This is a genomic window from Piscinibacterium candidicorallinum, assembly GCF_047549485.1.
GTDB classification, from domain to species: Bacteria; Pseudomonadota; Gammaproteobacteria; order Burkholderiales; family Burkholderiaceae_C; genus Piscinibacterium; species Piscinibacterium candidicorallinum.
Genome location: NZ_CP180191.1, coordinates 466,793 through 480,813, shown reverse-complemented (window position 1 = coordinate 480,813; position 14,021 = coordinate 466,793). Strand labels below are relative to the sequence as shown.

The following is a 14,021-nucleotide window of genomic DNA, read 5'->3' as shown; positions in this document are numbered from 1 at the left end:
GGGCCGGATGCCGGGCAAACAAGCACTGATGATATAGGCGCACCCCGAAATCGGGTTGCCTCGAAAAGGACGGGAAACGGTGCCTAACACTTCAGACCGCCGCGTGCATTGCGGGGCTGCGCAACGCCGGTGGCGCCAGAACGAGATCAACCTCGACCCAGGCCTGGTTTGCGTCGTCTACACGCTCACCAAAGCGGATCTGGCAGCCGCGGCGCGGCAGCAGGGCCTTGAGCAGTGACAGTCCCGTGACACCCGGGGGCAGGGACTGAAAGTCAAATCCTTGAGGCAGGCGCCCGGCATTGCGGATGTGCAGACGAACCGCCTGCTGCTCACCAAGTCGATCGGCCACCAGGTCCACCACCGGGATGCCCTGCACCTTGCCATCGCGGTGCCGAACCGCGTTGCTTGCCAGTTCGTTGATCGCCAGCGATATCGGCACCGACTCCTGCTCGGGCAGCATCCACCCGGACAGCGCCGCGTCGATCCGCATGTCCAGGCGCCCGCCATACATGCGCTCCACGCCCCCGAGGATGGCGCGCGCCACGACCAGGTAGTCGAACATGCCAGATCGGTCCATCTGGATGCCATGAACCTGCGCGATGGCCTGCACCTTGGCTGCCAGATCGGTGAAGTCGTCGCGCAGGTGCGGCTTTTGCAGTGCGATCTGCTGCATGAGGCCGGCAACGCCCTGCAGGTTGTTCTTGATGCGATGGTGCACTTCGCGGATCAGCAGGTCGCGCTGACGCAGCGCTTCCTCAAGGCGCTGCGCCTCCACCTGCTTGAGCTCGGTGACGTCTTCCACCATGCCGAACACGCGCAGTGAGCCGCTGGCCAGCGTGACTGCGAAGCGCAGCCAGCGCAGCACCCGCTCGCCCTTGCGCGGGTGGCCGATGGACAGCTCCACGTCCGTGCGTTCGTGCCGAAGATCCACAGCCTGCATGGCAGCGACGCGATCCTGATGCGCATCGATGACATTCTCGTAGCCACTGAGGCGCTCGCTCAGCACGCGCTCGGTCGACAGCCCGAGCACTTCCTCGAGCCGGTCGTTGTGATACAGAAGCTCACCCGCGGCCTGGTCATAGATGTAGATGAGCTGGTCGGTCTGCTCGGCAAACTGGCGGAAGCGGGCCTCGCTCTCGCGCAGTGCAAGCTCAGCCTGCTTGCGTTCCGTGATGTCCTCGGACAGGCTCAGCAGGTACTTGCATTGACCCAAGCTGTTGAACACCGGCAGCGTACGAGTACGGAATGTGCGTGTGCCGCCCCCGTTGGGTGCGCTCACTTCACCCTCGTCGTCCACCACGACGGAGTCGCGCATCACCCGACGGTCGGCCTCCAGGATGCGCTGCATGAGCGTGCCGGGCGGCGCTGCAACAGGCACACCGGTCGCCCTGAGCGGCGGCTCCGGCAAGCGGGCGGTAGCCAGCGCTGTGGCATCGGGCATTGGGAGTGCTTCGGTCTGAAGCGGTGTGAACACGTCCGCTGCAGCAGGATTCATGCGCAGCAGACGAGATGTTTCCGCATCTCGTACCGAGATCAGCATGGGCATGTTGTCGAGCACCAGATCCAGAAAGGCGGTGGTTTCGCGCAGCCGCTCCTCGCTGCGGTGACGTTCATCGACATCCAGGCAGCAGAACAGGTAGCCGGCGGCGGGATTGCCGGCATCCAGTGCGCGGCCGCTCACATCGCCCCAGAAGGTCGAGGCATCCGTGCGCTTGAGCTGCACCTCGACGGTATAGACATTGCCCTCATCAAGGACCGGATACGGTCCATCCGGGCGCAGGCTGAATACCACCGCCTCGGGGAAGATGTCGCCGAAAGACTGGCCGATCAGCCCCCCTGGCGCAGCCCGCAGCATCTGTTCGAAGGCCGGGTTGGCGCGTGCAATGCGGCCCGCCTTGACGAACACGATGCCCACGTTGGCGGCCTTGAAGAGCTGCTCCTGCTCGGCAATCGTCTGCGAGAGCTGCTCCTGCCGGGCCTTCTGGGTCGTGACATCCGAGCTCATGGCATAGGCAAAAGTGCGCCCGTCGGGCAAGCGGGTGGCCTCGATCCGTGTGGACACCCAGCGCTGCTGGCCTTCCAGATCGATCAGCCGGTACGCACGCGTGTCTGCGCGGGCCTGAGCGATGGCGTCCTGCAAGGCATCGAACTCTGCAAGATCGTCCGGATGCACGCGACTGCGCAGCAGTCGGGGCTGCGCCTCAAGCCGCGCCTGGTCCACACCCACCAGACGCTCATAGCCAGGGTTGGCCAGCACGATGCGCCCGCTGCCCGCCTCGTGGATGGTGATCCCCAGATCGGTGTTGTTGGCAAAGAAGGCGAATCGCCGCTCGGCCTCGGCCAGTTGCGCCTCCGCACGCGCCTGTTCCGAGATGTCGAGAAACGCCACGAGAATGCCGTCTTCGGGCCGCTCCCGGTGGATCAGTCCACCGTGCGACAGGCAGTCCAAGGCTGTGCCGTCCAGTCGACGCAGCCGTACCTTGACCTTGAAGTGCTCGCCCAGTGCGATGGCGCGCCCGGCCGCCTCGCGAAGGATCTGGGCCTGTTCGGCGTCCATCCACGCATCGGCCGCAGTGCCCATCAGTTCATCACGACCGGCACCAAGCATGAGCTCCATCTGCCGGTTCACACGCACGGCACGCGAATGGGTACCACTGGCGTCGCGCACCATGTGCACGATGCCGATCGCCGAGTTCGAGAAAATCGCTGCAAGCTCGGTGGAAGCCTGGTCCAGAAGCCGTGTCGTCGCCTTGTGCCGTGTCACATCCTCTGCGGTGATCAGCAGGCCCTGCTCCGGGTCTCGGGCATCCATGCGCCCGACGTGCACCAGCGCAGGCAGCTCGCGCCCATCATGGGTGCGCAGGGCGCACTGCTGCGTGAACACGCTGTCATGCGCGAGCGCACGGATCGAGCGGTCCTGGATGCGCCGCCAGGCACGGTCACTGGCAAACAGCGCGGGCACGCCTCGCCCCGCCAGCGCCCCGCTTTCGTAACCCAGCATGTTCGCCAATTCGGTATTGGCCTCGACGATCTGTTCGCCGATCACGTGCGCCACCCCAACGCGGCTGGCGGCCAGCAGCACACCGCGATACGAGGTCAGGCGCTGTATCTCGCGCTGGAAGTCCCGGTCGGTGGAGCGATCCTCGATCGTCAGCACGCTCCAGAGCAGCCCGTCGATCTCGATTTCGCGCAGCTGCACCGCAAGATCCTGCCGGCGATCGGCGTCGCCCAGCCGGACCTCCCAGCGCTGTTCGGCCATCAGCAACGGCGCGCTCGGCGCGAGCTGCGTGCGCGCCGCCACGATGCGCAGCACCCAGTCGTGCGCGGTGGCGTCCATGTCCGGTGCCGAGGCGAGCCGGCGCGCAGCATCGTTGGCAAAGCAGGGGCGCTGAGTCGCGTCGAGCACTGCGATGGCCACGGGCAGCGGCCCATACAGCGGTGCAAACAGGCGCAGCGCCCGCTGGGTCACGGCAATCTGTGCGGCATGCAGCTCGGTGGGCTGGTTCACGGGCTCGCGCGAGGGTGCAGGTTCTTCTGTGCTGCTTGGCGCAGCAGACCGATTCGATCGCGCGTGGCGCGGATCAAGTGCGGTCGAGTGTACGCTCGGCTGCGCTTGCGAACGGGCTGCGGTGCGCTCACGCAAGCGCCGTTCAGCGCCCTCTTGCCCCGCACCACCGAGGCCCTCACGCGAGGGTCTGCCGACCGACCGCATGCCGCTCAAAACCCTGGCCGAAATCCTGCTGCTGGCTGCCGTGTGGGGTGCGTCATTCCCGCTGATCCGCATGACGGTGCCGGAGTTCGGCGTGCTGCCGCTGAACTTCGTGCGCTGTGCGCTCGGTGCGCTGGCGCTGGCCGTGCTGCTGGCGTTTCAGCGGCGCCGGCTGGCGCGCGAAGACGCTGCGCTGGCAGGTGGTCTGGGTGTGATCGGCAACGCACTGCCCTTTGTGCTCTTTGCCTGGGCCACGACCATCCTGCCGGCGAGCTATCCGGCCGTGATCAATGCCACGGTGCCGGTATTCGGCGCGCTCTTGGCCGTATGGCTGCTGCGCGAGCGGCTCACTGCGCGGCGCGGTGCCGGCGTGGTGCTGGGCGTGACGGGAGTGGGCTTGCTGGTCGGCCTGGGCCCGGTGGCGATGAGCGCGCAGGTGGCGGGTGCGGTGGCTGCCGGTCTGGGCGCCTGTCTGTGCTTTGCGCTCGCGCAGCTGCTGACCAAGCGGCACGCCAGCCATGTCAACTCGCTCACCCTCACCTTCGCCATGCTGAGTGCAGCGAGCCTGGTGCTGCTGGTACCGGCGCTGTTCTTTCTGCCGACGCAATGGCCTTCGACCGCGGCCTGGTTGTGGGTGACGATCCTTGCCGTGAGCAATTCCGCCTGGGCCACGGCGCGCTACATGGCGCTAGTGGTGCGCATCGGCCCGGTCAAGGCGATGACGGTGCCGATGCTGATCCCGATCTTCGGCCTGCTGTGGAGCGCGGCCCTGCTGGGCGAGCGGATCACGCCGATCTTCGTACTCGGTACGGGGGTGATCCTGTCAGCGGTGTGGTTGGTCGCCATGGAGCGGCGGCCAGCGACGCAGTGATGCTCAGGTAAGCAGGACGCGCAGCTGCTCAGGTAAGGAGGACGCGCAGTTGCGCGTCGATGCCCTGGGCCGGGTCCAACTTGAAGCCGGACTTGGCATAGCGGTGCCAGCGGCCGAGCACGGCGGCCACGATCACGCCGGCGCGGGCGCCGGGGTCGCTGTCGGCCAGCTGACCCTGAGTGGCGGCGGTGCGCAAGCTCTGGCGCACGGCGGCTTCCACGCGGTCCACAAACTGGTTGATGCGCAGCTGCAGGCGCTCGTCTTCAAGCACGAGCGCATCACCGATCAGCACGCGGGTCATGCCGCGGTTGCTCACGGCGAACTTGAGCAGCATGGCCACGATGCTGCCGGTCTGCTTCAGACCGTCTTCTTCCTGCGCGGTGATCTGATTGATGAGCCCGAAGACGCTGGTCTCGATGAACTCGATCAGGCCCTCGTACATCTGCGCCTTGCTCGCAAAGTGGCGGTAGAGCGCGGCTTCGGAGACATCGAGCTTGCTGGCCAGGAGTGCGGTGGTGACGCGCTCGCCCTTGGGGTGTTCAAGCATTTCGGCCAGGGTCTGCAGGATCTGCAGGCGGCGTTCGCCGGGTTTCGGGCGCTTGCGGGTAGGCGCCTCTTGGCTTGGGGCTTCAGACATCGGCGAGTGTGCGATCCAGAGAAGAAATCAGCCAGGCCTTGCGGCGCAAATGGGCGACGGAGTGTACACAGCAGTCCACGCAAGAAGCCCGCCCCGATTGGTGTGCGCTGTGAGCGGGTACATACCCACTTGATCGCACCGCGCCGCGGGTGTAACCGCGCACGAGCACGGTGCGCATGCCAATCGCGCGCGCAGCCTTGAGGTTGGCCACGGAGTCTTCCACCAGCACGGCCTGATGGGGCTGGATGCGATGCCGCGCCAGCAGCTGGCGCAGCATGCGCTTGCTGGGCTTGGGTGCGAACTGGCCGAACACGCGCATGTGATCGATGGCGACGTGGCCGTGAAAGCGGCGATCCAGATCCAGCTCGGCCATCACGCGGCGCGAGTAGATGGACGGCGCATTGGTCAGCAGCATCTTGCGCCCGGGCAGCGGCGCCAGCTTGAGCGCCAGGCCGCGCTCAAAGCGCATCAGCGGCCGCGGGTCGAAGCGGTGCGTGTCTTCCAGATACTGAAGGCCGTCCACGCCGTGGTGTCTCACCAGGCCGATCAGCGTGGCGCCATAGCGGCGCCAGTGCTCGCGGCGGATGCGGTCGGCCTCGGCCGCGCCGACCTGCAGGTGCTGGATGATCCACTGGTTGATGCGCTCGTCCATGCCGCCAAAGATGGCGTGGCTGGCGTTGTGCAGAGTGTTGTCGAGGTCGAAAAACCAGATGCCGGGCATGGATGAAGGGCGGGACCGTCTGGTTAATTTTCAATCAAATGTTGATTTATTGACCCGAAGGATGATTATTTTCAACGTTTGATTGAAATATCGAATTTGCCGCTTCCCGCTTGTGGCAAGCGGATCTCGGCCGATCTTTAGTGAATTTTCACGCCGCGCATCTCACGCCGCCCATGCTGCGGCATCAATGGCTGCGGATCATTGTGCCCACGCCGGAGTCGGTCAGGATCTCCAGCAGCAGGGCGTGCGGCACGCGGCCGTCAATGATGTGCACGCTGTTCACGCCGCTCTTGGCAGCTTCGAGCGCCGAAGAAATCTTGGGCAGCATGCCGCCGGAGATCGTGCCGTCCTCGAACAGCTCGTCAATGCGCTTGCTGGTCAGCCCGGTGAGCAGGTTGCCGTTCTTGTCCAGCACGCCGGGCGTGTTGGTGAGCAGCACGAGCTTTTCGGCCTTCAGCACCTCGGCCAGCTTGCCGGCCACCAGATCTGCATTGATGTTGTAGCTCTCGTTGTCGTCGCCAAAGCCGATCGGCGAGATGACCGGGATGAACTGGTCGTCCTGCAGGGCCTTCACCACCGAGGGGTCGATCTTCTCGATCTCGCCGACCTGGCCTACGTCGTGGGTGATGCTCGGATCCTTCATGTCCTTCATCAGGAGCTTGCGCGCGCGGATCAGGCCGCCGTCGCGCCCGGTCAGACCCACGGCCTTGCCGCCGGCGTGGTTGATGAGGCCGACGATGTCCTGCTGCACCTCGCCGCCGAGCACCCACTCGACCACGTCCATGGTCTCCTTGTCGGTGACGCGCATGCCCTGGATGAAGGTGCCCTTCTTGCCCAGGCGGTCCAGCGCCTGATCGATCTGCGGGCCGCCGCCGTGCACCACGATCGGATTCATGCCCACGAGCTTGAGCAGCACCACGTCCTGCGCAAAGGCGGCCTGCAGCTGCGGGTCCACCATCGCGTTGCCGCCGTACTTCACCACCAGGGTCCTGCCGTAGTAGCGGCGGATGTAGGGCATGGCCTCGACGAGGATGCGGGCGGCTTCGTGCTTGGGGGTCGTGGCTTCGGTCATCGGGTGGTTCCGGTACGGTCGGGTCGGCGGGATTGGCGCCAATCTTAATGAGGGCCACTGTCGCGCCGCGCGGATCACTCGGCCGGCCAGTGGGTGCCGGGGATGGACGCCCTTGCGCCACACCCGCACAATCCAGCCATGCCAAGCTCAACCGATTCCGGCGCGCCCCCGCAAGGGTCTGCCGCGCATGCCCCGCAGCCCGCCGATCTGGAAGCCCTGCGCCCCGCCCTGCTCAAGTACGCCCGCCTGCAGCTGCGCGACGAAGCCACCGCGGAGGACTGCGTCTCCGACACCCTGCTGGCCGTGCTCGAGAAACCCCAGGCCTTTGCCGGCAAGAGCCAGCTGCGCACCTACGTCACCGGCATCCTGAAACACAAGATCATCGACGTTCTGCGCGCCGGCCAGCGCTGGGTGCAGATCAGCCGCGAGGACGACGAGAGTGAATCCGACATGCTCGACGCCCTGTTCGACAGCACGGGCCACTGGCGAGAGAAGCCCACGGACTGGGGTAATCCCGAGGGCGACTACGAACGCGGGGCCTTCTTTGCCGCGCTGGAAGCCTGCGTGGAGAAACTCCCGAGCACGCAGGGCCGCCTGTTCATGATGCGCGAGTGGATGGAGCTGGAGACTGAGGAGATCTGTAAGGCATTGGGCGTCACGCCGACGAATGCATGGGTCCTGCTGCATCGAGCGCGCGCACGTCTGCGCGAATGTCTCGAAGTCAACTGGTTCGGGCAGGCGGCCAAGAACACCTGAAATGAAAACGTGCAGAGAAGTCTTCGTCATGGTCCTGCAGTCGCAGGACCGAAACCTCAGCCTCTTCGAGCGGCTGAGCCTGCGTCTGCACCTGCTCGCCTGTGATGCATGTTCCATCTTTGTGCGCCAGAACAAGGTGCTGAGCGTGCGCATGAAGGCCTGGCGCGCCTACCGGGACGAATCGGAAGCCTGAGCGGCGCGGCGAGTCCGGGTTTCCCCGGCGCGCCGCCGTGCCGCGTCGCGCGGCTTGAGCTTCCCACAATGGCAATGTCCATAGTGGCGGCATGAGATTCACGTTTGCACCGTCAATGCCCCGCGCCGCACGCCTGCTGGCCTGCGCGCTGCTTGCCCTGCCGGCACTGGTCAACGCCGGCCCGCTCACCGGCTTCAAGGATTCCTGGATGGTCATGGGTGAGGCCAGCGAACTCAATCAGGACTGGATGATCAACCGAGCCTTCACCGGCAAGGACGCGCTCGGCGTGGGGTATCACCGCTGGAAGATGGACGGCAGCCCGCACCGGGTGGAGCACACCGGGGTGAACTACGTGCGCCGCGTCGCGCGCTGGAACCGCCCGGACTCCCAGGCCAACCTGTGGTTTGCGCTGGACGTGGGCACCACCCGCGAGACCCACCCCAGCGGCCACCGCATGGCGGATCGCACGGGCTGGATGCCGATGGTGCAATTCGATTGGGAAACCACCCGCCTGTACACGCTGGTATCTGCTGCAACTTTGCGCGGCAAGGGCGGTCTGCAGTACGACACCTACAAGGCCCAGGCCGGGTTCTCGTTCTACGAAGTGAACTTCGATGAATGGCAGCCCTGGCTCGTGGTCGAAGCCAAGCGCATGCCGCGCTTTGACGACAAGGTGGAGGTCACGCCCTTCCTGCGCATGATCCACAAGAGTTTGTACGTTGAAGTGGGCGCCAACACGGAGGGCAAGCCCCGCGTGGCGGTCATGAAGGTTTTTGCGTTCTGAGTTCGTTGTGAAGGAGTCCGATATGAAGAAGCTCGTCATCGCCGCGGCCCTGGCTGCATCCGCCCTGGCCGCTCAGGCCGCCGAAGGCGTCCAGACCATCCGCGCCGAAGTCAACGGCATGGTCTGCGCCTTCTGCGCGCAGGGCATCGAGATGAAGATGACCAAGCAGGCTGCCACGCAGGCTGTGTTCGTTGACCTGAAGAACAAGGTCGTGGCCGTGCAGCTCAAGCCGGGCCAGACCATGGCGCTGGACAAGTTCAAGGCCGACATCAAGGACGCCGGCTACGACGTGGTCAAGGCCGAATACGTGCCGCAGACGGTGGCCGCCATCAAGGCGCAGTACGTCAAGAAGTAACCCGCCTACCCGCGCCGCAGTCATGACGCCCACCACCAACGCCTCTCGCACAGCCAGCCTGCTGTCGCTGTTCACCAGCGGCGGCACGCTGATCTGCTGCGCGCTGCCCGCGCTGCTGGTGGCCGTCGGTGCGGGCGCGGCACTGGCGGGGCTGGTCTCGGCCGTACCGGCGCTGGTGTGGTTCTCGGAGCGCTCGGCCTGGGTGTTTGCCGCGGCGGGCGTCATGCTCGCTCTGGCTGGCTGGCTGCAATGGCGCGCCCGTTTCGAGCCCTGCCCCACAGACCCCGCCCTGGCCGCCACCTGCATGCGCACCCGGCGCATTTCGGCCTGGGTGTACGGCGTGTCGGTGGCGATCTACCTGGTGGGCGCCTTCTTCGCGTTCGTAGCGCCGGTGCTGTTCTTCTAGCGCCCACAGCGCCGTCCGCCAGCGCGGCACTGGATACGGCTTTCCGCTTGTCTGGCGGGCTTCTCCAGCCACTTTGACCTGAAGAGCCGCACCAACTGATCTGCGTGGCGGGATGCGGGCTTCGCCTCAGGCCGCTTGCAGCTCGGGCGTGAAGCCGGCGGTCTTGAGCGCATTCAAGACTTGATCCGCCCTCAGGCGGCTTTGCACACTCACCTGATGGCCGGGCAAGTCGATTTGAATCTGCGCCTGCGTGTCCGCGCTTTGCAGGGCGCGGGTGATGGCGGCGGCGCAACCGCCGCAGGTCATGTCGGGGACGTGCATTCGAATCATGGTGATGTCTTCCAAGTGTTCCTGCTCAGACTGCAGCTTGCCACGGGGCAGGGTCAAGGCCGGCGCAGTTCGATCCTGCCGGACTTGATCAGACACAAGGCCACACAGCTCGCCGCTGGCCTTGACCCTCACATCATGGGAAGCTTGAGTCTGTATCCACGTGCCAAACCGCCGCGCACTCAAGCGGCGGTTTGGCCCCAACCATGCAGACCCTGACCCTCCCCATCTCCGGCATGACCTGCGCCTCCTGCGTGGCGCGGGTGGAGCGTGCACTCGCCACCGTGCCTGGCGTGCGGCAGGCCACGGTGAACCTGGCCACGGAGTCTGCCCGGCTGGACGTCGAGCCGCCCAAGAGCAGCCGCCTGGCGGACGCCGCCGCGGCCGCGGTGCAGGCCATCGAGCGCACCGGCTTTGCCGTGCCCCAGCTGAGTGTGGACCTGCAGATCAGCGGCATGACCTGCGCCGCGTGCGCCAGCCGCGTCGAACGCGCGCTGGTGCAAGTACCTGGCGTACTGAGAGTCACCGTCAATCTGGCCGACGAGCGGGCGCACGTGCAGCTGCTGGCCGGCACCGCCACCGCTGCAGTCACACAGGCGCTGGAGCGCGCCGGCTACCGCGGCACCCCGCTGCAGGACGACGCGCAGCGTGCGCAGGCCGAGGCGCTCGCGCAGACACAGGCGCGCAAGGACAGCCTCGCCGTCTTGGGCAGCGCCCTGCTCACGCTGCCGTTGGCGCTGCCGATGGTGGGTCTGCTCTGGGGCGAGCACTGGATGCTGCCCGGCTGGCTGCAACTGCTGCTGGCCACGCCGGTGCAGTTTGTCTTTGGTGCGCGCTTCTACCGCGCGGGCTGGCATGCAGCACGAGCCGGCAGCGGCAACATGGACCTGCTGGTGGCCTTGGGCACGAGCGCGGCCTTCGGGCTGTCGCTGTTCAACCTCTGGGCCGATCCGCATCATCTGTACTTCGAGAGTGCCGCGGTGGTGATCACGCTCGTGCTGCTGGGCAAGTGGCTCGAGGCGCGCGCCAAGCGCAGGACCACGGCGGCCATTCGCGCATTGCAAGCGCTGGCGCCGGACACCGCCACCGTGGTGATCGACGGGCAGCCGCGCAGCCTGCCCGCGGCCCAGCTCAAGGTCGGCGATCTGCTGCTGGTCGCCCCTGGCGAGGCCGTGGCTGCAGACGCCGTGATCGTCGAGGGCGCGAGCCAGCTCAACGAATCCATGCTCACGGGCGAGAGCCTGCCGGTCGCTCGCACGGTGAGCGACGCGATCGTGGGCGGCAGCGTGAACGGCGAGGGGCGGCTGGTGGCGCGCATCAGCGCCGTCGGCCGCGAGAGCCTGCTCGCGCGCATCGTGCATCAGGTGGAGCAGGCGCAGACCCGCAAGGCGCCCGTGCAGCGCCTGGTGGACCAGGTGGCCGCGGTGTTCGTGCCCGTGGTGCTGGTGATCGCGCTGGGCACGCTGCTCGGATGGGGTCTCGCCACCGGGCAATGGAGCACTGCGCTGATCAATGCGGTGGCGGTGCTGGTCATCGCCTGCCCCTGCGCGCTGGGCTTGGCCACACCGGCGGCGTTGATGGCCGGCACCGGCGTGGCCGCACGGCATGGCATTCTGATCAAGGACGCCGAGGCGCTGGAACGCGCGCACCGCCTCAAGGTGGTGGCCTTCGACAAGACCGGCACACTCACGATCGGCCAGCCGCGCGTGGTCGATGTGGCCGCCGCGGAAGGCGCGAGCGACTCCGCACTCCTGGGCAAGGCTGCGGCCCTGTCCGCCGGCAGCGCGCACCCGCTGGCCCACGCCCTGATCGAGCATGCAGCCGCGCTCTGCGATGCAAACCCTGCGGTTGCGCATGACATCCAGGCCCTTGCGGGTTACGGTCTGCAGGGGCGGATCGGCACGCAGACCTATGCGCTGGGCAGCGGGCGCTACATGGCGCAGCTGGGCGTGGCGACCACGGCGCTGTCGCGCGCCGAAGCGACTGCACTGGCGCAGGGGCATTCGGTCTCGTGGCTGGCTGCCATGCCGGCGACCGGCGGGAGTGAAAAGCCCCAGCTCGTCGGCATGATCGGCTTTGGCGACACGCCGCGACCACAGAGCGCCGCTGCAGTTGCCGCACTCAAGCGCCTGAACATCCGCCCGGTGCTGCTTTCCGGCGATCACGCCAGCGCAGCGCGCCACATCGGAGAGCTGCTCGGCATCGAAGACATCCACGCCCAGGTGCTGCCTGGCGACAAGGCCGCGCATGTGGAGAAGCTCAAGCACTTCGGCCCGGTGGCCATGGTGGGCGACGGCATCAATGACGCGCCCGCGCTGGCCGCCGCAGACGTCGGCGTGGCCATGGGCAGCGGGTCGGACGTCGCCATGAACACCGCCGCCATCACGCTCATGGCCAATGACCCGGCGCGCGTGGCCGATGCCATCGACATCTCGCGCGCCACGGTGCGCAAGATCCGCCAGAACCTCTTCTGGGCCTTTGGCTACAACGCCATCGGCATCCCGCTGGCCGCGTTCGGCCTGCTCTCGCCAGTACTCGCCGGCGCGGCCATGGCCCTGTCGTCGATCAGCGTCATCAGCAACGCTCTGCTTCTGAATCGTTGGAGTCCGAGACGATGAACACTTCCGCTCCCGCCGCCGTCACGATCGGCCAGGCCGCCGCCGATACCGGTGTGTCCGCCAAGATGATCCGCCACTACGAGTCGCTCGGCCTGCTGGGCGGCATTGCCCGCACGGACGGCGGCTACCGCACCTATGGCGCCAGTGAACTGCATACCCTGCGCTTCATCCGCCGGGCGCGGGATCTGGGCTTTTCCATTGAGGAGATCCGCCAGCTGCTCTCGCTCTGGCAGGACAAGCAGCGCGCCAGCCGCGAGGTGCGCCAGGTCGCCACGAAGCATGTGGCCGAGCTGGAGCAGCGCATCGCTCAACTGCAGGCCATGCGGGAAACACTCGTGACGCTGATGCACGGCTGCAGCGGTGATGATCGGCCCAGCTGCCCGATCCTGAACGATCTCGCAGGCGAGTCCTGCGCGAGCCGTGAACACCACTGCCACTGAGCTGCCCGTCATGAGCACGCATCAGCACGACATCGCGCACTTCCAGCACAGCCACGTCTTTGATGCCGGCAACCCCACGGGCGAGCGGCGCACGCTGGCGGTGCTGCTGATCACGCTGATCACGATGGTGGTGGAGATCACCACCGGCTGGCTCACGGGCTCCATGGCCCTGCTGGCCGACGGCTGGCACATGGGCACGCACGCGGCCGCCATGGGCGTGGCCCTGGGTGCCTATGTGCTGGCGCGCCGCTGGGCACGAGACCCGCGCTTTTCCTTTGGCACCTGGAAGATCGAGGTTCTGGCTGCATTTGGCAGCAGCGTGGCCCTGGGTCTGGTGGGTGTTGCGATCGCGGTGGAGTCGCTCGCACGGCTGTATCGGCCCACTGCGATCGACACCAGCACGGCATTCTGGGTGGCCGTGGTGGGGATGGTGGTCAATCTGATCTGCGCCTGGTTGCTGCACGGCGCCGAGAGCGGCCACGCGCATCACGGACACCCGCATCACGACGATCATGACCACGATCAGCATCATGTCCACGCTCACGAGCATGGCCACGGGCAAGCACACGATCATCATCACGCCGCGCGCGATCTGAACCTGCGCGCCGTGTACGTGCATGTGCTGGCCGATGCACTGACCTCCGTTCTCGCGCTCGTGGCGCTGGCCGGTGCAGCCACGCTGGGCTGGATCTGGCTGGACCCCGCCGTCGGTCTGGTGGGCGCTGTAATGATCGCAATCTGGGCCGTCAATCTCGGCCGCGCATCCGCGCACACCCTGCTGGATGCCGAGCCGAACCCGAATTTGCGCGAACAGATCGCACACGCGCTGCAGTCCGACGGCGACACGCAGATTGCCGAGCTGCATCTCTGGCGCGTGGGCCGTGACAACTGGGCGGTCATCGCCTCGGTGGTGGCAAGCCGGCCGGCTGATGCAGCCGTGTATCACGGCCGACTCGCCCACATCGCAGAACTTGCGCATGTGAATGTGGAAGTGCAGGTCTGCCCCAGCTGCGCAGTGCACCACGCATAGACGGAGGCGACAAAAGCTCAACGGAATCGCCAGGATCGGGTAGCGCTGCGCAGAACAGGGCTGCGACGTACCCGACTTGCGGGATGGCTTCATGCCACGCCG

General features: G+C 66.6%; 14 protein-coding genes. 9 read left to right on the top strand and 5 right to left on the bottom strand.

Going from position 1 to position 14,021, the window contains the following annotated elements; translation table 11 throughout:
- Positions 1-91: 91 nt before the first annotated feature.
- A complete protein-coding gene (locus ACMDW7_RS02190; RefSeq protein WP_377305973.1) occupies positions 92-3,508 on the bottom strand; it encodes a PAS domain S-box protein in 3,417 nt (1,138 codons plus the stop codon).
- Between the two features lie 202 nt (positions 3,509-3,710).
- On the opposite strand from ACMDW7_RS02190, the gene ACMDW7_RS02185 reads away from it, so the two are divergent.
- Positions 3,711-4,580: a DMT family transporter gene (locus ACMDW7_RS02185; protein ID WP_377305975.1), complete on the top strand. Its 870-nt coding sequence runs from the start codon at positions 3,711-3,713 to the stop codon at positions 4,578-4,580.
- A 28-nt stretch (positions 4,581-4,608) separates the two neighbouring features.
- Here the strand turns inward: ACMDW7_RS02185 and slmA are convergent, their stop codons facing one another.
- The 3 genes from slmA to argB all read right to left on the bottom strand — a co-directional run bounded on the left by slmA (position 4,609) and on the right by argB (position 7,010).
- Positions 4,609-5,217, bottom strand: coding sequence for a nucleoid occlusion factor SlmA (slmA, locus tag ACMDW7_RS02180; protein WP_377305977.1), 609 nt, complete (start codon positions 5,215-5,217; stop codon positions 4,609-4,611).
- Positions 5,210-5,938 (bottom strand): pyrimidine 5'-nucleotidase, encoded by a 729-nt coding sequence (locus ACMDW7_RS02175; RefSeq protein ID WP_377305979.1) that lies wholly within the window; start codon positions 5,936-5,938, stop codon positions 5,210-5,212. The genes slmA and ACMDW7_RS02175 overlap by 8 nt, the downstream gene beginning before the upstream one ends.
- 184 nt (positions 5,939-6,122) lie before the next feature.
- Positions 6,123-7,010: an acetylglutamate kinase gene (gene argB, locus ACMDW7_RS02170; RefSeq protein WP_377305981.1), complete on the bottom strand. Its 888-nt coding sequence runs from the start codon at positions 7,008-7,010 to the stop codon at positions 6,123-6,125.
- Positions 7,011-7,148: 138 nt separating this feature from the next.
- Here argB and ACMDW7_RS02165 point away from each other — a divergent pair, with 138 nt between their 5' ends.
- The 5 genes from ACMDW7_RS02165 to ACMDW7_RS02145 all read left to right on the top strand — a co-directional run bounded on the left by ACMDW7_RS02165 (position 7,149) and on the right by ACMDW7_RS02145 (position 9,504).
- Positions 7,149-7,766, top strand: a complete 618-nt coding sequence (locus tag ACMDW7_RS02165) for a sigma-70 family RNA polymerase sigma factor (protein WP_377305983.1) — start codon at positions 7,149-7,151, stop codon at positions 7,764-7,766.
- Position 7,767: 1 nt separating this feature from the next.
- Positions 7,768-7,959 (top strand): zf-HC2 domain-containing protein, encoded by a 192-nt coding sequence (locus ACMDW7_RS02160; RefSeq protein ID WP_377305985.1) that lies wholly within the window; start codon positions 7,768-7,770, stop codon positions 7,957-7,959.
- 115 nt (positions 7,960-8,074) lie between these two features.
- Complete coding sequence (locus ACMDW7_RS02155; RefSeq protein WP_414859593.1) at positions 8,075-8,743, top strand: hypothetical protein; 669 nt, start codon at positions 8,075-8,077, stop codon at positions 8,741-8,743.
- 22 nt (positions 8,744-8,765) lie between these two features.
- Positions 8,766-9,098, top strand: coding sequence for a heavy-metal-associated domain-containing protein (locus tag ACMDW7_RS02150; RefSeq protein WP_377305989.1), 333 nt, complete (start codon positions 8,766-8,768; stop codon positions 9,096-9,098).
- A 22-nt stretch (positions 9,099-9,120) separates the two neighbouring features.
- Positions 9,121-9,504, top strand: coding sequence for a hypothetical protein (locus ACMDW7_RS02145; RefSeq protein WP_377305991.1), 384 nt, complete (start codon positions 9,121-9,123; stop codon positions 9,502-9,504).
- A 126-nt stretch (positions 9,505-9,630) separates the two neighbouring features.
- Here the strand turns inward: ACMDW7_RS02145 and ACMDW7_RS02140 are convergent, their stop codons facing one another.
- Positions 9,631-9,834: a heavy-metal-associated domain-containing protein gene (locus ACMDW7_RS02140; RefSeq protein WP_414859592.1), complete on the bottom strand. Its 204-nt coding sequence runs from the start codon at positions 9,832-9,834 to the stop codon at positions 9,631-9,633.
- A gap of 203 nt (positions 9,835-10,037) precedes the next feature.
- Here ACMDW7_RS02140 and ACMDW7_RS02135 point away from each other — a divergent pair, with 203 nt between their 5' ends.
- The 3 genes from ACMDW7_RS02135 to dmeF are packed head-to-tail and all read left to right on the top strand — an operon-like array spanning position 10,038 to position 13,919.
- Entirely contained in the window at positions 10,038-12,449 is a 2,412-nt protein-coding gene (locus ACMDW7_RS02135; RefSeq protein WP_377305995.1) for a heavy metal translocating P-type ATPase, read from the top strand.
- On the top strand, positions 12,446-12,889 hold the full coding sequence (gene cueR / locus ACMDW7_RS02130; RefSeq protein ID WP_377305997.1) for a Cu(I)-responsive transcriptional regulator: 444 nt from the start codon (positions 12,446-12,448) through the stop codon (positions 12,887-12,889). Before ACMDW7_RS02135 ends, cueR begins: the two co-directional genes overlap by 4 nt.
- Positions 12,870-13,919 carry a CDF family Co(II)/Ni(II) efflux transporter DmeF gene (gene dmeF, locus ACMDW7_RS02125; RefSeq protein ID WP_414859591.1) on the top strand — a complete coding sequence of 350 codons (1,050 nt, stop codon included), beginning with the start codon at positions 12,870-12,872 and terminating at the stop codon, positions 13,917-13,919. The genes cueR and dmeF overlap by 20 nt, the downstream gene beginning before the upstream one ends.
- The last annotated feature ends 102 nt before the right edge of the window (positions 13,920-14,021 follow it).